Origin of the sequence: Mesorhizobium sp. M1342 (assembly GCF_040317955.1) — a bacterium.
GTDB lineage: Bacteria > Pseudomonadota > Alphaproteobacteria > Rhizobiales > Rhizobiaceae > Mesorhizobium.
Map to the genome: position 1 here is coordinate 149,341 of NZ_JAMYLI010000006.1, position 17,581 is coordinate 166,921.

The 17,581-nt window shown below is 64.8% G+C and carries 16 protein-coding genes; 8 read left to right on the top strand and 8 right to left on the bottom strand.

The window, feature by feature from the left end; genetic code table 11:
- Nucleotides 1–15 precede the first annotated feature (15 nt).
- Together NKH06_RS08280 and NKH06_RS08285 are read left to right on the top strand one after the other, a co-directional pair.
- Complete coding sequence (locus NKH06_RS08280; RefSeq protein ID WP_352440628.1) at nucleotides 16–1,560, top strand: 4-hydroxyphenylacetate 3-hydroxylase N-terminal domain-containing protein; 1,545 nt, start codon at nucleotides 16–18, stop codon at nucleotides 1,558–1,560.
- Nucleotides 1,561–1,566: 6 nt separating this feature from the next.
- On the top strand, nucleotides 1,567–2,076 hold the full coding sequence (locus NKH06_RS08285) for a flavin reductase (protein ID WP_352440629.1): 510 nt from the start codon (nucleotides 1,567–1,569) through the stop codon (nucleotides 2,074–2,076).
- Between the two features lie 75 nt (nucleotides 2,077–2,151).
- Here the strand turns inward: NKH06_RS08285 and NKH06_RS08290 are convergent, their stop codons facing one another.
- From NKH06_RS08290 to NKH06_RS08315, 6 genes are all read right to left on the bottom strand, one after another.
- Nucleotides 2,152–2,808 (bottom strand): methionine ABC transporter permease, encoded by a 657-nt coding sequence (locus tag NKH06_RS08290; protein ID WP_352440630.1) that lies wholly within the window; start codon nucleotides 2,806–2,808, stop codon nucleotides 2,152–2,154.
- Nucleotides 2,789–3,886, bottom strand: coding sequence for a methionine ABC transporter ATP-binding protein (locus tag NKH06_RS08295; RefSeq protein ID WP_352440631.1), 1,098 nt, complete (start codon nucleotides 3,884–3,886; stop codon nucleotides 2,789–2,791). The genes NKH06_RS08290 and NKH06_RS08295 overlap by 20 nt, the downstream gene beginning before the upstream one ends.
- A 92-nt stretch (nucleotides 3,887–3,978) precedes the next feature.
- Nucleotides 3,979–4,833, bottom strand: a complete 855-nt coding sequence (locus NKH06_RS08300; protein ID WP_128305115.1) for a MetQ/NlpA family lipoprotein — start codon at nucleotides 4,831–4,833, stop codon at nucleotides 3,979–3,981.
- 250 nt (nucleotides 4,834–5,083) lie between these two features.
- Nucleotides 5,084–6,568 carry an aldehyde dehydrogenase gene (locus NKH06_RS08305; RefSeq protein WP_352892684.1) on the bottom strand — a complete coding sequence of 495 codons (1,485 nt, stop codon included), beginning with the start codon at nucleotides 6,566–6,568 and terminating at the stop codon, nucleotides 5,084–5,086.
- Nucleotides 6,565–7,665 (bottom strand): cytochrome P450, encoded by a 1,101-nt coding sequence (locus NKH06_RS08310; protein WP_352892685.1) that lies wholly within the window; start codon nucleotides 7,663–7,665, stop codon nucleotides 6,565–6,567. The genes NKH06_RS08305 and NKH06_RS08310 overlap by 4 nt, the downstream gene beginning before the upstream one ends.
- A gap of 151 nt (nucleotides 7,666–7,816) precedes the next feature.
- Nucleotides 7,817–9,265 (bottom strand): APC family permease, encoded by a 1,449-nt coding sequence (locus NKH06_RS08315; protein WP_023810835.1) that lies wholly within the window; start codon nucleotides 9,263–9,265, stop codon nucleotides 7,817–7,819.
- A 173-nt stretch (nucleotides 9,266–9,438) separates the two neighbouring features.
- On the opposite strand from NKH06_RS08315, the gene NKH06_RS08320 reads away from it, so the two are divergent.
- From NKH06_RS08320 to NKH06_RS08345, 6 genes are read left to right on the top strand one after another with little or no spacing between them, the layout of a single operon-like run.
- Complete coding sequence (locus NKH06_RS08320; protein ID WP_352892686.1) at nucleotides 9,439–10,209, top strand: IclR family transcriptional regulator; 771 nt, start codon at nucleotides 9,439–9,441, stop codon at nucleotides 10,207–10,209.
- The gene (locus NKH06_RS08325; protein ID WP_352892688.1) at nucleotides 10,209–11,489 is read left to right on the top strand and encodes a Tm-1-like ATP-binding domain-containing protein; all 1,281 of its coding nucleotides are present in this window, start codon (nucleotides 10,209–10,211) and stop codon (nucleotides 11,487–11,489) included. The genes NKH06_RS08320 and NKH06_RS08325 overlap by 1 nt, the downstream gene beginning before the upstream one ends.
- Nucleotides 11,486–12,154, top strand: a complete 669-nt coding sequence (locus tag NKH06_RS08330) for an HAD family hydrolase (protein ID WP_352758869.1) — start codon at nucleotides 11,486–11,488, stop codon at nucleotides 12,152–12,154. Before NKH06_RS08325 ends, NKH06_RS08330 begins: the two co-directional genes overlap by 4 nt.
- A gap of 20 nt (nucleotides 12,155–12,174) precedes the next feature.
- A complete protein-coding gene (locus NKH06_RS08335) occupies nucleotides 12,175–13,524 on the top strand; it encodes an aminotransferase class III-fold pyridoxal phosphate-dependent enzyme (protein WP_352892689.1) in 1,350 nt (449 codons plus the stop codon).
- A 35-nt stretch (nucleotides 13,525–13,559) separates the two neighbouring features.
- The gene (locus tag NKH06_RS08340; RefSeq protein WP_352892754.1) at nucleotides 13,560–14,852 is read left to right on the top strand and encodes an aminotransferase class III-fold pyridoxal phosphate-dependent enzyme; all 1,293 of its coding nucleotides are present in this window, start codon (nucleotides 13,560–13,562) and stop codon (nucleotides 14,850–14,852) included.
- Nucleotides 14,849–15,871: a phosphotransferase enzyme family protein gene (locus NKH06_RS08345; RefSeq protein ID WP_352892690.1), complete on the top strand. Its 1,023-nt coding sequence runs from the start codon at nucleotides 14,849–14,851 to the stop codon at nucleotides 15,869–15,871. The genes NKH06_RS08340 and NKH06_RS08345 overlap by 4 nt, the downstream gene beginning before the upstream one ends.
- Nucleotides 15,872–15,898: 27 nt before the next feature.
- Here the strand turns inward: NKH06_RS08345 and hpaH are convergent, their stop codons facing one another.
- A complete protein-coding gene (gene hpaH, locus NKH06_RS08350; RefSeq protein WP_128305123.1) occupies nucleotides 15,899–16,705 on the bottom strand; it encodes a 2-oxo-hept-4-ene-1,7-dioate hydratase in 807 nt (268 codons plus the stop codon).
- Nucleotides 16,702–17,577 carry a fumarylacetoacetate hydrolase family protein gene (locus tag NKH06_RS08355; protein ID WP_352553248.1) on the bottom strand — a complete coding sequence of 292 codons (876 nt, stop codon included), beginning with the start codon at nucleotides 17,575–17,577 and terminating at the stop codon, nucleotides 16,702–16,704. Before NKH06_RS08355 ends, hpaH begins: the two co-directional genes overlap by 4 nt.
- Nucleotides 17,578–17,581 lie beyond the last annotated feature (4 nt).

Genomic DNA, 17,581 nt, shown 5'->3' on the forward strand with positions numbered 1-17,581 from the left:
AAGAGGAGGACCATCATGCGATCAGAAGACTTCCGCGTCGACAAGGCACGGCCGTTCACCGGGGCCGAGTATCTGGAGAGCCTGCGCGACGGCCGCGAGGTCTATATCAATGGCGAACGCATTGCCGATGTCACCACGCACCCGTCGATGCGCAATTCGGCGCGGTCGCTGGCGCGCCTCTACGATGCGCTGCATGATCCCCTGCGACGGGACACGCTGACTTCGCCGACCGACACCGGCTCGGGCGGCTACACCCACAAATATTTCCGCGTCGCCAAATCCTCTGGCGAACTCGCCGCCCAGCAGACGGCGATCGCCGAGTGGTCACGCATGTCCTATGGCTGGATGGGGCGCACGCCCGACTACAAGGCGGCGCTGATGAATACGCTCGGCGCCAACGCAGACTGGTACGGGCCGTTCAGGGACAATGCCCTGTCCTGGCACAGGCGTGCCCAGGAAGCCGTGCTGTTCATGAACCATGCCATCGTCAACCCGCCGATTGACCGCCACAAGCCGGCCGAACAGGTGAAGGACGTCTTCGTCCACATCACCAAGGAGACGGATGCCGGCATCTACGTCTCCGGCGCCAAGGTGGTGGCGACGTCCTCGGCGCTGACGCACTATAACTTCCTGGCGCAGGGATCGGCGACGGTCACCGAGGATCCGTCGCTGTCGGTGATGTTCATCGTGCCGATGAATGCGCCGGGGATAAAGATGTTCTGCCGCGTCTCCTACGAGCAGACGGCCAACACGGTGGCGGCGCCGTTCGACTATCCGCTGTCGTCACGCTTCGACGAGAACGACGCGATCCTGGTGCTCGACAATGTCTTCATCCCCTGGGAGGACGTGCTGGTGCTGCGCGATGCGCAGAAGATCCTGTCCTTCCACCCGGCGTCCGGCTTCATGCATGGCTACTGCTTCCAGGGCTGCACGCGTTTCGCCGTCAAGCTCGATTTCCTCGCCGGCCTGCTGGCCAAGGCGCTGCGCGCCACGGGCGGCGATGCTTTCCGCGGCAACCAGGCGGCACTGGGCGAGGTCATTGCACTGCGGCACATGTTCTGGAGCTTTTCCAACGCCATGGCCTACAACCCGATCCCGTGGGCGAATGGTGCGGTGCTGCCCAATCTGGAAGCCGCGCTCGCCTACCGCACCTTCATGTCGGAAGCCTATCCGCGCGTCATCGACACCGTGCGCCGGGTGATCGCGTCCGGGCTGATCTACCTGCCGTCGTCGGTGCGCGACTTCAACAACCCCGAGATCGACAAGTATCTGGCGCAATATGTGCGCGGCTCCAACGACATGGGCCACATCGAGCGCATCAAGATCATGAAGCTTTTGTGGGACGCGACCGGCACCGAGTTCGGCGGCCGTCACGCGCTCTACGAGCTCAACTATGCCGGCGCGCCGGAAGAGGTGCGGCTGCAGGTGCTGAAAGGAGCTGAACGCGGCGGGCGGCTGAAGGCGATGGAAGAGCTCGTCGACACCTGCATGGCCGACTATGACGAGAATGGCTGGACGGGCGATACCTGGTTCAATCCGCTTGTCTCAACGGCCGAGTGAAACCAGATGGCCACGCAGATTTCGAAAACCGATTTCCGCGACGCCATGGCGAGGGTCTGCGCGCCGGTCAACATCGTCACCACCGATGGCCCGGCAGGGCGCGGCGGCTTCACCGCCACCGCCATGTGCAGCGTCTCCGACGAGCCGCCGACGCTGCTGGTGTGCATGAACGGGCGCTCGACGCAGGCCGCCATGTTCCTGTCCAACCAGCGCTTCTGCGTCAACGTGCTGACGCATGACCAAATGCATCTGGCGGGAAAGTTCGCCGGCGCGACCAGGGACATGGAAGCGCGCTACTCCGCCGCACGCTGGCAGACGCTGACCTCCGGTACGCCGGCGCTGTCGGATGCGATCGTCAATTTCGATTGCGAGATCGAGACTGTGCATATCGTCGGCACGCACAATGTCATGATCGGCCGCGTCATCGATGTCCGGCACGGCAGCGGCGGTTCGGCCCTGCTCTATGTCGACCGCAACTACACGCAGCCGACGCGGCTGGGCAGCTTTGGCGGGTGAAGCCGGGTGTCAGACGGTTTGGTGGCGGGGATGCCTCCGCCTATCCCGTACGCGGCCGTGCCACCAGCCAGTCTTTCACCCCCGCCGATCCAGCCTCGCCACCAGCCGGTCCCCCGCCCACTGGATGCCGCAGACCAGGACGATCAGCACGATGACCACGGCGATCATGATGGACGTCTCAAATCGTTGATAGCCGTAGCGGATTGCGAGGTCGCCGAGGCCGCCGGCACCGATGGCGCCGGCCATGGCCGAGGCACCGATCAGCGTCACCAGCGTCACCGTGAAGCCGGCGACAATGCCGGGCAGGGCTTCCGGCACCAGCACCTCGCGGATGATCGTCCAGCGGTTGCCGCCCATGGCGCGCGCCGCCTCGATCAGCCCGCGATCGACTTCGCGCAGCGACACTTCGGCGATGCGCGCATAGTAGGGCGTGGCGGCGATCGACAGCGGCACGATGGCCGCCCATGTGCCGATCGAGGTGCCGACGATCAGCCGCGTCACCGGGATGAGCGCGACCAGAAGAATGATGAAGGGCACCGAACGGAAGCCGTTGATGACGGCGCCAAGCGACCGGTTCACCCACAGGCTTTCGGCAATCCCGCCGCGTTCGGTGGCGATCAAGGCCAGGCCGAGCGGCAGGCCGAAGACCAGCGAGATGAGGCCGGAGGCGGCCGTCATCAGCACCGTCTCCCAGATCGAACGCAGCAGAAGTTCAAACAGGATCGGCGACATGGCCAAGCACCTCCACCCGCGCCTGGCGGGCCTTCAGGAATGTGATGATGTCAGCGAGATGATTTGCATCGCTGCCGGGAACCGAAAGGAACAGCGTGCCGACCGGCTGCTGCTGGATATGGTCGATGCCGCCATGGACGAGGCGGAAGGTGCCTGGAACAGCCGTGGCAAGGTCGGACAGCAATGGCCCGCTTGCCGCTTCGCCGGCCACATCCACGCGCAGGATCGTCTCCGCGCCGGCCCCCGGCAGCAGCCGGGCCGCCAGTTCGGCTGGCAGCTGCGGCCGGATGGCGCCGAGCAGGCTTCTGGTGATGTCCGAGCGCGGGTCGGCGAACACCGACCAGACCGGGCCTTCCTCGACGATGCGCCCGGCATCGATCACCGCCACGCGGTCGGCGATCGAGCGGATCACCTCCATCTCATGGGTGATCAGCAGGATGGTCAGGCCGAGCTGCCGGTTGATATCCCTGAGCAGCGCAAGGATCGAGCGCGTCGTCTCCGGATCGAGCGCCGAAGTGGCTTCATCCGACAAAAGCAGCGCCGGCCGTGCTGCCAGCGCCCTGGCGATGCCGACGCGCTGCTTCTGGCCACCCGACAGCGACGCCGGATAGGCTTTTGCTTTCTCCGACAGGCCGACGAGATCGAGCAGTTCGGCGGCGCGCTTCAGCCTCTCGGCTTTCGGGCGCCCCTCGATCTTGAGCGGTAGCGCCACATTGTCCTCGACGGTCTTGGCCGACAGCAGGTTGAAATGCTGGAAGATCATGCCGATGCGTCGCCGCAACGGCTGCAGGTCGCGCTCGCCTAGCCGGCTGATCTCGCGGCCCTCGATGAACACCTCGCCGGAGTCAGGCCGTTCCAACCCGTTCAGGCAGCGGATCAACGTCGATTTGCCGGCGCCGCTGCGGCCGATGATGCCGAGGATCTCGCCCTTGCGCACCGTCAGCGACACGCCGTCGAGCGCCGGCGTCACACCGAAGCGGCGCTTCAGGTCGACAAGGCGCACGACGTCCTGAGACGCGTCGGGCCGGGCCTGGGTCGGATCGGCGGTGTCCCCGGATGCCGTGATATGCTGGTTCATGAATGTTCCTGTTCTCCGAAAACGCAATCGCGGCCCGCGCCTGAGCGCGAACCGCTGTTGCTCTCGAACCGGACTTCCGGCCGAGGATCGGATCAATAGGCGCTGAGGCCGGTGCCCTTGTAGACCTTGTCGAACTCTGCCTTCACCGCCTCGTTCTGATAGGACGCGACCAGTGTCTTCACCCAGGCCTCGTTCTCATTGCCGGCCTTCACCGCGATGAAGTTGCGGTAGGGATTGTCGGCGATGGGCTCCTGCGCGATGCGGTTTTCCGGCGTCAGGCCGCTTTTCAGCGCCCAGTCGGTGTTGACCACGGCCGCGTCGAGATCCTCGACCGAGCGGCCGACGATGCCGGCGTCGAGTTCCTTGATCACCACCTTCTTCGCATTCTCGGCGATGTCGGCGGTGGTGGCCAGAATGCCGGTGCCGTCTTTCAGCTTGATCACGCCCTCGTTCTGCAGCACGCGCAGCGCCCGGCCTTCGTTGGATGGGTCGTTCGGCACGCCGACGACCGCGCCCTCGGGCAGGTCGGCGACTGCTTTGTACTTCTTCGAGTAGAGGCCGATCGGCCAGACGCCGGTATAGCCGACACGCACGATGTGATAGCCTTGAGTCTTGATCTGGTTGTCGAGATAGGGCTGGTGCTGGAAGGCGTTGGCGTCGATTTCGCCGCGCTCCAGCGCCTCGTTGGGCTGGGTGTAGTCGTTGAACACCACGGTCTCGATGGCGAGGCCCTTTTCGGCCGCCTGGGCGACGACGACGCGCCAGACATCCTCGTCCTCGCCGCTGATGATGCCGACCTTGATCGCCTTCTTGTCCTCGGCGAACGAAGCATGCGGCGCCATCAAGCTGCCGACCGCGACGGCCGATGCGAACAGCAGAGCCAAGCCGCTGCGCCGGCTGATGGTTGACCCTGAGGAAGATGGCAAAGTGTTTTTGAAGTCGGACATGATTGATCTCTGCGGTTGTGAAGTCATGCGGCCAAGCGGACTGCCTAGCCTTGATCACATCGTCAGGAATTCTATTGATTTAATCAAAGAACGCGTTTCGCCGTTCTCGCCAAAGCCAGGAATATTCTCTCAAAAATTCCAACGAAGAGAGAACAAGACGGCGCTCGGCCGACCGCCGCCGGATCTAAGGCGATCCTGGGCATCTCCGTGGGAAGGTCAGATCGGAGGCAGGCCAGCGCCACGGTTGGTCTCAAAGCGCGATCCACGCGGTCTTGAGTTCCAGATATTTCTCCAGCGCGTGCAGCGACTTGTCGCGGCCGAAGCCCGACTGCTTGACGCCGCCGAGCGGCACGGTGATGTCGGCGCCGCCATAGGTGTTGACGTGGACGACGCCGGCATTGATGGCGCGCACCATGCGATGCGCGGTGGAGAGGTTGGCGGTCCACACCGCGGAGGCAAGCCCGTAGACGGTCGAATTGGCAAGCCGAACCGCCTCCTCCTCGGTTTCGAAGCGCATGACGCCGAGTACGGGCCCGAACACCTCCTCACGCGCAAGCTGCATGTCTTGCGTGACGTTCTCGAAGATCGTCGGCGCCATGTAGCTGCCGCCGGTCTCGGTCAGGATCCGCTTGCCGCTGACGAGACGGGCACCTTCTTCCGTCGCCCTGGTGACGAAACCGAGGTTCTTGTCCAGCTGTTCGGCGCTCGATACCGCACCGATGTCGCTGGCGAGATCGAGCGGATCGCCGACTTTCAGCTGCGTCGTTGCCGCGACAAGTTCGTCCATGAAACGGTCATAGACCGACGCCTGGACGAGCAGGCGCGAGCCGGCGACGCAGACCTGGCCGGAATTGCGAAAAATGCCGTTGGCCGAGACGACCGCCGCCTGTTTCAGGTCGGGAGCATCGGCAAAGACGATGTTGGGCGACTTGCCGCCGAGTTCGAGGAAGGCGCGTTTCAGGTTGGAGCGAGCGGAATATTCGAGCAGCCGTCGGCCGACCGGGCCGGAACCGGTGAAGGCGATGGCGTCGACATCCATATGCAGGCCGAGCGCCTCGCCGGTAACCGAACCACGGCCGGTGACGACATTAAGCACACCGGCGGGAAGTCCGGCCTCGCTTGCCAGTTCGGCCAGCCGCAGCAGCGTCAGCGAAGCGATTTCCGGCGGCTTGACCACCACGCAATTGCCGGCGGCAAGCGCCGGCGCAATCTTCCAGGCGCCGATCATCAGCGGAAAATTCCACGGCACGATGACGCCGACGACGCCGAGCGGCTCCTTGTGGATCAGTCCCAGAACATTGTCGGCCGTCGGCGCGATCTCGCCATAGACCTTGTCGATGGCCTCGGCGTAGTAGCGGATGGTGCCTGCCGCCGACAGCGGTTCGGCCTTGTAGGCCATGCCGATCTCGGTGCCATTGTCGCGCACGCCGAGCACGGCGAGCTCGTCGGCATGCTTTTCGACCAGCTCGGCGAATTTCGTCAGCACCTTCTTGCGAAAGGCCGGCGCTGATCGCGACCACGAGCCCTTCTCGAACGCCTTGCGCGCCGACTTCACGGCGCGGTCGATATCGGCGGCGTTGCCGTCGGCGATGCTGGCGAAAGGTCGGCCGTCGATCGGCGACGTCACCGGCAGGCTTGCGCCGCTTGTTGCCTCGATCTGCACGCCATCGATGAACAGGCCCCGCGCGCCGATCTCCGTCTTGCGCAGCGTGTCGATGGCACTCTGACTGATCATGGGTGACGGACTCCAAGGGAAACATGCAATGTGGTTGGCGCGCGGAATTCCCAGCCGCGAAACACCGGTTCCTTGCCCTGCACAAGGCTGAGATCGGGGAACCGCTGGAGCAGCAGTCTTACCGCAAGGCACATCTGCTCACGCGCGAAGAACCGGCCCGAGCAGAAATGATGGCCGAAGCCGAAGGCGGCATGATTGCCTTCGTCGCGGTTGATGTCGAAGCGGTCGGGATCGGCAAAGCGGCTCTCGTCGCGGCTTGCTGAGGAGACGAGTGCGGCGACGGCGGCACCGGCTGGAATCGTCACGCCGCCAAGCTCGACCGCCCGTGTCGTCTGCCGCGTCTGCGTGCCGATCGGCGCCACCCAGCGCAAGCCTTCATCGACCGCCTTTGGCACGAAGGTCTCGGGATCGTCGAGCACCTGCCGCAATTGTTCAGGATGCGAAAGCAGGCCGGCGAGGATCGAGCCGGCGCCATGTCCGGGCTCCTGCATGCCGCCGAGCAGGATGACCTTGATGCTCGGCATCAGGAAGTCGATCGGCCGTGTCGTGCCGTCCGGCATGCCGTCATGCAGCATATGCGACAGCGCGGAGTCGTCAGGCGCACGCGCAAGCCTCTCCAGCGTCGGCAGGATGGCGTCGCCGACCTCGGCGCTGATCGCGTCGGCTATTTGCTGCCGCTTCGCGTCGTTCTCGAAATTGATGGCGCCCTGGGCAAGGCCGTAGAACCAGCGGCGCAGCGTCGGCATGTCGATGTCGGCAAGGCCGAGCGAGCGCGCCAGGCTGAGCGTCGACACCGGCTCGAAATAGTCGGCCATCAGCTCGGCCGCACCCTGTTCGGCGATCCGGTCGAGGTAGGGCTCGGCGATCGATCGCACGAGGTCGCCGGCATAGGCGGCGACGGTGCGCGGCCGGTATTTCGGGTCTACGCCCTGGCGCAGCTGCTTGTGCGTCTCGCCATCGGTGGTCAGGATGGTCGGCTTGCCGAAGGAGCGCTCGACCGGCGATGAGCCGACGACGGCGGAGAAGATGTCGGGCGACTTGGCGACGCTCTCGACATCCTTCCAGCGCGTGACGAACCACAGATTGACCGCCGGCACGAAGGTAACGGCGCACTGCGCCTGAGCTCTGCATAGATCGGGTAGGGATCTGCTTCCAATGCCTCGACGGTGATATTTTCGGCAAAGCTCAAATCCGCCACTCCCCTTTGTGGTGTAAGGGGCGGCGTGGCACGCCCCCCCTTTGCTTTTCTCAATCTTTCAGCGGCTGGCCGAGGTTTTTGAACGCGACCGGATCGCGGCTCTTCAGCGCGCTGGCCAGCAGCAGGCCGACGATCGCGGCGATCAGCACCAGCCCCGGCAGGAACACGCCAAGGAAACCGCCGGCCCCGGACAGGCTGCCGAAATTGATGACGATCAGGTAGATGATGATGACGAAGGCGATGAAGGTCAGCCCGGGCAGGATGGTGGTCTTCATCGCGTTCTCCTGCGTCGATGGATTGGCGCGGAAGAACATCACCACGGCAAGCGAGGCCACCGCCATCATGACGATGACGCCGAGTGTCGCGACGTTAGTCAGCCAGGAGAACAGCGCCAGCACCGGATCGAGGCCGAGCACGGCGAAGAGGCCGACGACGACCGCGGCGAGCACGCTCTGGATGATGGAAGCGACATGCGGGCTCTGGTGCACCGCATGCGTCACGCCGACCGTCTGCGGCAACAGTTTTTCGCGGCCCGAGACATAGATATAGCGCGCAACCGCATTGTGGAACGCCAGCACGCCGGCAAACAGGCTCGACACGAACAGGATGCTCATCGCCTGCGACAGCATCGTGCCGGCGTAACGATCCGACAGGCCGAACAGGAAGGTCGTCGGATCCTGCAGCCCTTGCAGCGTCGGCAGCAGCTTGTCGACACCGGCGCCGACCGCCATCAGCCATGCCGTGAGCATGTAGAAGACACCGATCAGCACGACCGAAAAATAGGTGGCGCGCGGAATGGTGATCTTTGGATCGCGTGCCTCCTCGGCATAGATCGTCGTCGCCTCGAAACCGATGAAGGCGGCAAAGCAGAACAGGATGGCGATGGCCGGCGAGCCGCTGACGATCTGGCTCCAGCTGAATGGCGCCGCCGACAGGCCGCTGTCGCCGCCGGTCTTGAGGATGGCAATGTCGAGGACCAGCACCACAAGATATTCGCACAGCACCAGCACCGTCAGGATCTTGGCGGAGAGGTCGACCTGTCGGTAGCCGAGCACGGCCACCAGCGCGATGGCGATGAAGCTCCACACCCACCAGGGCAAATTGATGCCCCAGCCGGCGAACAGGCCTGATGTCGCGGCACCGAGCAGGCCCATGACCCCGATCTGCATGGCATTGTAGGACAGGATGGCGATCAGCGCCGTGGCGCCGCCGGCCATGCTGCCGAGGCCGCGCGCGGCATAGGCATAGAAGGCGCCGGCATTGCCGACATGGCGTGACATGGCGACATAGCCAACCGCGAACAAAAGCAGCAGCACCGTCACGATCAGATAGGTGCCGGCAAAGCCGGGGCCATTGCCCATCAGCATGCCGAGCGGCGTGCCGCCGGCGACTGCCGTGAGCGGGGCGGCCGCCGAAATCACCATGAAGGTGATGGCGCCGACGCCAAGACTGTTCTTGCGCAGCCTGTTGGCCGGCGCCTGTTCTGCAACTGCTGTCATTGATCCCTCCTGTTTGCAAACCCTCAGGCTCGCCGACCGAATGGCCTGTCCCATGGACTCTGGTGGTCGGTTCATTATTTGAACCGTTATTTTGAATATAGACTTGCAAACAATGCCGATGCCTGTCAAGTTAATTCACACGTTAAATGATTGCCCGGAATCGGGAGGCAAATTTGAGTACGGTCGGAAAAGCGATCTCGCTTCTGGAGCTGTTCAGCGTCGACGAGCCCGAGCTCGGCCTGTCCGATCTGGCGCGCCGCTCGGGCTTCGACAAGGCGACGACGCGGCGGCTGCTGATGGCGTTGACCGGCCATGGTTTCGTCGAGCAGGATGCGGGCACGCGGCACTATCGCCTTGGCGCCGGCCTGTCGCGGCTGGCACGCATCCGCGAAGCCCGCTTTCCCTTCCTGCAGACGGCTGTTCCGCTGGTGCGGGACCTGGCGGCATCCACGGCCGAGACCGTGCATTTGTCGGAATTCGGCGTCGACAGGCTGGTCACCGTCCATGTCGAGCATCCGGCATGGGCGAACCGGGTCAACATCGACATCGGTCAGTTGCTGCCCCTGCATTCGACCGCGTCGGGCATCGCCTATCTGGCCTTTGCACGCGACGAGACCGTCAAGGCGTGCCTGACGGGTTCGCTCGACGCGTTCACGGCCCATACACTGATCGAGCCGGCCGCCATCTCCAGATCCACGGGCGAGGCGCGCGAGCGCGGCTATTCGATCTGCGACCAGGGCTATGAGGAAGGTGTGATCAGCGTCGCGGCGGCAATCCGCGGGGCGGATGGCTTTGCGCTCGGCACCATCGCGGTGGCGGCGCCAAAGGCCAGAACGACGGCAGCCGCGATCGCCGAACGGGGACTTGCCGTGAGGGAGGCGGCACGGGAGATTTCCATGCGCCTCAACGGCGAAAACCTGCAAATCTTGAGGAGGCAGGCCTGATGCCCTTGGAGACAGCGCCCCGCATCCTGGTCATCGGCACCGGCGACACAAAGGCCGAAGAGCTGCTGTTCATGAAACAGTGCATCGATGCGTCGGGCGGCAGCGCCGTGATGATGGATGTCAGCGTGCTGGGCGACCCGCCCTACAGCCCGGACCACGACAAGCACGCCGTGGCCCGGGCTGTAGATGTGACGATCGCCGAGATCGTTTCGAGCGGTGATGAGAACACCGCCATGACGCTGATGGCCGGCGGCGCCGTGCAGCTGGTGCGCAAGCTCCATCAAAGTGGCGAGATCGACGCCTTCATTGCCATAGGCGGCTCCATGGGAACCGATCTGGCGCTCGACGTGGCGCTTTGCCTGCCGCTCGGCGTGCCGAAATTCGTCGTCTCGACCATCGCCTATTCGCATCTCATCCCGCCCGAGCGCGTCGCCCCCGACCTGATGATGATCCTCTGGGCGGGCGGACTGTACGGCCTCAACAACATCTGCAGGCTGGTCCTGTCGCAGGCCTGCGGTGCGGTCGTCGGCGCGGCTAAAATCGTACTGGCGTCTCGCGCGTCGGCGCAGGCACCGGGGCCGACCATCGGCATGACCTCGCTCGGCAGCAGCTGCCTGCGCTACATGAAGACGCTGAAGCCGGCCCTGGAACGGCGCGGCTATGACGTTGCGGTCTTCCACACCACCGGAATGGGCGGCCGCGCCTTCGAATCGATCGCCGGCCAAGATCATTTCTGCGCGGTCTTCGACTTCAGCCTGCAGGAAATCACCAATCATCTCGCGGGATCCGTCGTCAGTTCCGGCGCCGACCGGCTGGAGAATGCCGGCGCTCGCGGCATTCCGCAGATCGCCGCCCCCGGGGCGGTCGACATGGTCGATCTGCCGACCTGGCAGGATTTGCCGGCTAAATTCTCGACGCGGCCGTTTCATGCCCACAACAGGCTGATCGCTTCGGTCACCGTCGATGCCGACGATCGCCGCCAGGTCGCCAGGACCATCGCCGCCAAGCTCGGTGCCGCGAAAGGCCGCTCCGCCTTCATCCTGCCAACCGGAGGCATCCAGGAATGGGACGTGCAGGGTGAGCCGCTCTATGAACCCGAGGCTCTCGCGGCCTTCACTGACGAAATGCGCAGGGCTATTCCCGCCGGGGTCGAGTTCCACGAGATCGACGCTCACATCAACAGCGACGACTTCGTCGGCAAGGCGCTCGAGATCTTCGACCGCTGGGTCGAGGAAGGCATCGTCCCGCGCGGCAAGCCGGCCAAGGGAGTGGCAGCGTGAGTGCTGTTCCCGCCCAGGCGCTTGTCCTTGATTTCGGCGGCGTCGTCACCCGCACACTGTTCGAGACCCACGCCTTGACCGAACAGGCGCTCGGCCTCACGCCGGGGACGCTGCAATGGCGCGGGCCGTTCGATCCGCACGGCGATCCGCTGTGGCGCGCCATGCAAGCCGACGAGATCAGCGAGCGCGACTATTGGCGCACCCGCACAAGCGAGGTTGGCCTTCTCGTCGGCGAGGACTGGCAGGCGATGGAAACCTTCGTCCGGCGCGCGCGTGGCGCGGAGCCGGAAAAGGTGGTGCGGCCCGAAGCCGACAGCGCCATTCGCACGGTGCATTCGGCCGGCTTTCGACTGGCCATCCTGTCCAATGAACTCGACCTGTTCTACGGCGCCGACTTCCGCCAGCGGCTGCCGTTGCTCGGCCTGTTCGACACGATCGTCGACGCCACTTACACCGGCATCCTCAAACCCGACCCCCGCGCCTATGCCTTGGTCACCGAAGCGCTCGGCCTGCCGGCGGGTGCTTGCGTCTTCGTCGACGACCAGCAGCGCAATGTCGATGGCGGCTGTGCTGCCGGCATGCGCACGCTTCATTTCGACGTTGCTCACCCGGCCCAATCCTATGCCGAAGCACTCGGCCATTTCGACCTCGTTTCAGCTGCCTGAGATTTTTGCGGAGCCCTTTCATGCGCGACATCAATTTTCTCACCGAAACCAACGCCAAGCCGATCTGGCACCCAATGGCGCATCCGGCCGAGATGCGGGCCAACCCGCCAAAGGTGATCATGAAGGGCGAGGGCGTGATGGTCACCGACATCGCCGGCAACACCGTGCTCGATGCCGTCGGCGGCCTGTGGAACGTCAATCTCGGCTACAGCTGCGACCCGATCAAGAAGGCGATCGCCGACCAGCTTGGCGCGCTGCCCTATTATTCCGGCTTTCGCGGCACTTCGACCGGACCGTCGATCGAACTCGCCTACGAACTCTGCGAATGGTTCGAGCCAGAAGGCATGGTGCGGACCTTCTTCACCTCGGGCGGTTCGGACTCGGTCGAAACAGCGCTGCGGTTGGCCCGGCAATACTGGAAGATCCGCGGCCAGGCCGACCGGACAAAATTCCTCGCCTTGAAGAAGGGCTATCACGGCACGCATTTCGGCGGCGCCTCGGTCAACGGCAACGCCAATTTCCGCCGCAACTACGAGCCGCTGCTGCCCGGCGTCTTCCACATTCCCGCGCCCTGGACCTTCCGTAACCCGTTCGACGAGACCGATCCCGCGCGGCTGGCAAAACTGTGCGCCAAGGCGCTGGAGGACGAAATCGCCTTCCAGGGCGGCGACACCATCGCCGCTTTCATCATGGAGCCGGTTCTCGGCGCCGGCGGCGTCATCGTTCCGCATGAGAGCTTCATGCCGCTGGTGCGCGAGATCTGCGACCGCCATGAAATCCTGCTGATCGCCGACGAGGTGGTGACGGGCTTCGGCCGTACCGGCGCCTGGTCGGGCTCGCGGCTGTCGGGTGTGAAGCCGGATTTCATGACCATCGCCAAGGCGATCACCTCGGGCTATTTCCCACTCGGCGCCACGCTGATCGGCGGCAAGGTAGCCGATGTCTTCGAGGCCGACAAAACCAGCTTCGGCGCCATCGGCCACGGCTATACCTATTCCGGCCACCCGGTCGGCTGCGCGGCGGGTCTGGCGGCGCTTGCCGAGACCAAACGGCTGCGCCTGAACGAGAACGCGGCGGCACGGGGCGTCGAACTCGCGGCCGCGCTGGAGGGGCTGAAGGCGAAATACTCGATCGTCGGCGATGTCAGATACAAGGGCCTGATGGCGGCGCTGGAACTGGTCTCGGACCGTGCCACCAAGAAGCCTGCCGACAAGAAGACCATGGCCCTGGTTTCGGAGGCGGCCTATGAGGCCGGTGTCATGCTGCGCGTCTCCGGCAACGCCATCATCCTGTCGCCGCCGCTCATCATCACCGCCGCCGACGTGACGAAAATCGGCGAAGCATTGGATGCAGGCCTGTCGAAGGTCTGACGGTTTAGTGGATGGAACGGAGTTTCGAGATGCAAATGGCTCAATCGCAGGAAGCTCTGGTTAGCCGGCGTTCCCGCCTGCTCGGGGGGAAATCGCAATTGTTCTATGATGAGCCCGTGCACCTGGTGCGCGGTGAAGGCGTCTGGCTCTACGATGCCGACGGCCGCAAATATCTGGACGCCTACAACAATGTCGCGCATGTCGGCCACTGCCACCCGCATGTGATCGAGGCCTTGTGCCGGCAGGCAAGCCTGCTCAACACCCACACGCGCTACCTGCACACCGCCATCCTCGACTATGTCGAGCGGCTGACCGCGACCTTCGATGCCAGCCTGTCGACCGCCATCCTGACCTGCACCGGCAGCGAGGCCAACGACATCGCGCTGCGCATGGCGCAGGCCGCGACCGGCCGCATGGGCATCATCGCCACCGACGCCACCTACCATGGCAACACCACGGCGGTTTCGCAGCTCAGCACCCGCATGCCGCCGGTCGGCGGCCGCGCCCGCAACGTCAGGCTGGTGCCGGCGCCCGACAGCTATCGCCATCTGGATGCGATGGCCAACGGCAAAGCCTTTGGCGACGCGGTGCGCGAAGCCATCGCCTCGCTGGAAGAGGACGGCATCGGCCTGTCCGGCATCATCCTCTGCCCGCTGCTCGCCAATGAAGGCTTTCCAACGCTACCCAGCGGCTTCTTCGACGATGCCATGCGCGCGGTGCGCGACGCCGGAGGGCTGGTCGTCGCCGACGAGGTGCAGCCCGGTTTCGGCCGAACCGGCAGCCATTTCTGGGGCCACCAGCGCGCCGGCTTCGTTCCCGACATCGTCACCATGGGCAAGCCGATGGGCAACGGCCATCCGGTCGCCGCCGTGGTCACCACTGGGGAGATCCTGGCGACCTTCCGCAACGCTTTCCGTTACTTCAACACCTTTGGCGGCAATCCGGTTTCCTGCGCGGTGGCCAATGCCGTCCTCGACGTCATCGAGCAGGAAGATCTCGTCGCCAACGCACGCGATGTCGGCGCCTATGCGCTCGGTCTGCTGCGCCCGCTGGCCGAGCGCCATGAATGCATCGGCGAGGTCAGGGGCGCCGGCCTGTTCTTCGGCGCCGAACTGGTTCACGACCGCGAGACGCGCGAGCCGGCGCCCGACATTGCCGAGCAGGCCGCCAACCGCATGCGCCATCGCGGCGTGCTGATGGGCAAGACTGGTATCCACGGCAATGTGCTGAAGATCCGCCCGCCAATGCCGTTTTCACGCGACAATGCCGACGTCCTGATCGGGCTGCTTGACGAAGTGCTTGGTGAAGTCGGCGGAGTGAAGGCGTGAACGCTGTTTCCACGCAATCCGAGCCCGAGACGGCAGCGGACGTCACGGCGCTCGCCAGGCGCGCGCTCGAACATTGGGGCATTCGTGAGGGTGAGCCGGAACTGCTGAAATTCCGCGAGAACGCGGTGTTTCGCGTCATCTTGCCAACAGGCCAGCCGGCCGCCATGCGCATTCATCGGCTTGGCTATCACACGGACGCCGCCCTGCGCTCGGAACTGCAATGGATGGGCTTTCTGCAATCGGCCGGCATCGCCACACCCTCGCCGGTCGCCACGCCGGCCGGCGATCTGTTCGTGCTTGTCAGCGCCAACGCCTCAGTGCAACCCCGTCAAGTCGATTGCTTGAGCTGGCTGGAAGGCCGCGCCGTCGGCGCGCGAGGCGTGCCGCTGGATTTTACGCCCGAGCAGGCAAGACAGGTCTTTACCGCGATGGGCCGAACCATCGCCCACATGCACAATGTCACGTCTGCCTGGACGCCGCCCGCCGGCTTTGCCCGCCATGCCTGGGATTTCGACGGCTTCTTCGGTGCGAACCCGATTTGGGGCCGTTTCGAGACCTCGCCCTTCCTCGACGGCCCTCGTCGCGAGCTGGTTTTCCAGGCGCGGGGAAAGGCCGTGAAGGCGCTGTCGGAGCATGAACGCAGCGCCCGCAATTTCGGCATCATCCACGCCGACCTGGTGCGCGAGAATGTGCTCGTCCATGACGGCGCGATCCGCATCATCGACTTCGACGATTGCGGCCATGGCTGGCACATGTACGACCTTGCCGTCGCGCTGTACCAGAACCGCGAGGAGGCGATCTATCCGCTGATCGAGGCCGCTCTGCTCGACGGCTATCGGCAGGAGCGGGAGCTGACGGCGCGCGACATCGCCGCGCTGCCGCTGTTTTCGGCCTTGCGCGCCTTCGCCTTTCTTGGCTGGGTGCAGAGCCGCGTCGAAGGCGACATCACCAGGGATGTCGGCATGCGCATGTCGGCCATCGCGGCCGATGTGGTGATTGCCTATCTGCGTGGGGATTAGGGCCGATCGATAAGAACCAGCGGGTCATCAGCCCTTCGCGAAATGGATGCTGACCGTGCCCGAACTGCCGAAATCGGCAACGATCATGTCGCCGGGCCGCGCCTCGACCGGGCGCACGAACGATCCCGAGAGCACCACCTCACCTGCCGCGATCGACATGCCGTAGCGGGCGAGCCTGTCCGCCAGCCAGGCGATGCCCATCGCCGGATGGTTGAGCACGCCGGCACCGAGCCCGGTTTCCTCGACCTCGGCGTTGCGCGAGACGATGGCGCCGATCCAGCGCATGTCGGCCTCATCAGGACGTTGCGGCCGGCCGCCGATGACAATGCCGGCATTGGCGGCATTGTCGGAAATCGTGTCGAAGAAGGTGCGTGCCTTCTTTGTCTCGGCATTGACGCGCTCGATGCGCGTGTCGAGGATTTCCAGCGCCGGGGTGATGTAGTCGGTGGCGTGGAGCACGTCGGAGATGGTCACGCCGGGGCCTTTCAGCGGCGCCTTCATGACGAAGGCGATCTCGGCCTCGACGCGCGGCTGGATGAAGCGGCCGGCCGGCACCGTCGCGCCGTCATGGAAGAACATGTCGTCGAACAGCACGCCCGAATCCGGCGTGTCGATGGCAAGCGCGTACTGCATTGCCTTCGATGTCAGCCCGATCTTCCAGCCCTTCGGCTTCAGCCCGGCATCGATCTTGCGCGTCACCAGCGCCGCTTGCACGCGGTAGGCGTCCTCCATCGTCGCATCGGGAAAATCGAGGCTGAGCAGACGGATCTGGCGGCGCGACCGCTCGGCCTCGAACAGCCGTGCCGCGGCGTCTTCCACTTGCTCCGGGGTCATTGCGCTGCCTCGTCGACGACACCGTTTCTGAGCACGCCGATGCCATCGGCCTCCACCTCGATCACATCGCCGGGCTTCAGCCAGATCGGCGGATCGAAGCGGGCGCCGGCACCCGTCGGCGTGCCGGTGACGATGATATCGCCCGGCACCAGTGTGGTGAAGGTCGAGACATAGGCGATAATCTTGCGAAACGAGAAGATCATCCGGCTGGTGCGGTCCTGCTGGCGCAGCTCGCCATTGACGCGGGTGGTCAGCGCAATGTCGGCGATCTGCGCCTCGTCGGTGAACGGTACCAGCCACGGGCCGATCGAGCCGCTGCGGTCGAAATTCTTGCCTTGCGTGACGTTGAACTTGGCGTGCCGCACCCAGTCGCGGATGGTGCCCTCGTTGCACAGCGACAGCGCCGCGATGTGGCCGAGCGCATCGGCCTCCGCGATGCGGCGCCCGCCCTTGCCGATGACGATGACGATTTCGCCCTCATAGTCGAGTTGCGGTGATTCCGGCGGCCGCACCAGCGGCGCGCCATGGCCGACGAAGGAGCGGTGAAAGCGGATGAACAGCGACGGATTCGCGGGCGCCGCCTGGCCGTCCTTGTACTCCTCGTTGCGGTCGGGATAGTTGACGCCAACGCAGATGATCTTTTCCGGCGATAGGATCGGGATTTCATAGGCGATGGCGTCGAGCGGGAAGTCCGGGGCGAAGGCCTCGGCCTCTTCCGCCAGCCGCCGCAAGGCGCCGGCCTCGATCACTTCGCGCAGCGTCGGCCACTGTCTGTGGCGCGCCGACAGGTCGATGACGCCCTTGCTCGTGATCGCGCCATAGCGCGCCTTGCCGCCGACGGTGAAGGTGGCGAGCCGCCCATGTCCAGTCATCCGG

What these genes read in the sequence shown, in the direction of transcription:
- NKH06_RS08280 (WP_352440628.1), top strand. Translation starts at nt 16, where the DNA reads ATGCGATCAGAAGACTTCCGCGTCGACAAGGCACGGCCGTTCACCGGG.
- NKH06_RS08285 (WP_352440629.1), top strand. Translation starts at nt 1,567, where the DNA reads ATGGCCACGCAGATTTCGAAAACCGATTTCCGCGACGCCATGGCGAGG.
- NKH06_RS08290 (WP_352440630.1), bottom strand. Translation starts at nt 2,808, where the DNA reads ATGTCGCCGATCCTGTTTGAACTTCTGCTGCGTTCGATCTGGGAGACG.
- NKH06_RS08295 (WP_352440631.1), bottom strand. Translation starts at nt 3,886, where the DNA reads ATGAACCAGCATATCACGGCATCCGGGGACACCGCCGATCCGACCCAG.
- NKH06_RS08300 (WP_128305115.1), bottom strand. Translation starts at nt 4,833, where the DNA reads ATGTCCGACTTCAAAAACACTTTGCCATCTTCCTCAGGGTCAACCATC.
- NKH06_RS08305 (WP_352892684.1), bottom strand. Translation starts at nt 6,568, where the DNA reads ATGATCAGTCAGAGTGCCATCGACACGCTGCGCAAGACGGAGATCGGC.
- NKH06_RS08315 (WP_023810835.1), bottom strand. Translation starts at nt 9,265, where the DNA reads ATGACAGCAGTTGCAGAACAGGCGCCGGCCAACAGGCTGCGCAAGAAC.
- NKH06_RS08325 (WP_352892688.1), top strand. Translation starts at nt 10,209, where the DNA reads ATGCCCTTGGAGACAGCGCCCCGCATCCTGGTCATCGGCACCGGCGAC.
- NKH06_RS08335 (WP_352892689.1), top strand. Translation starts at nt 12,175, where the DNA reads ATGCGCGACATCAATTTTCTCACCGAAACCAACGCCAAGCCGATCTGG.
- NKH06_RS08340 (WP_352892754.1), top strand. Translation starts at nt 13,560, where the DNA reads ATGGCTCAATCGCAGGAAGCTCTGGTTAGCCGGCGTTCCCGCCTGCTC.
- hpaH (WP_128305123.1), bottom strand. Translation starts at nt 16,705, where the DNA reads ATGACCCCGGAGCAAGTGGAAGACGCCGCGGCACGGCTGTTCGAGGCC.
- NKH06_RS08355 (WP_352553248.1), bottom strand. Translation starts at nt 17,577, where the DNA reads ATGACTGGACATGGGCGGCTCGCCACCTTCACCGTCGGCGGCAAGGCG.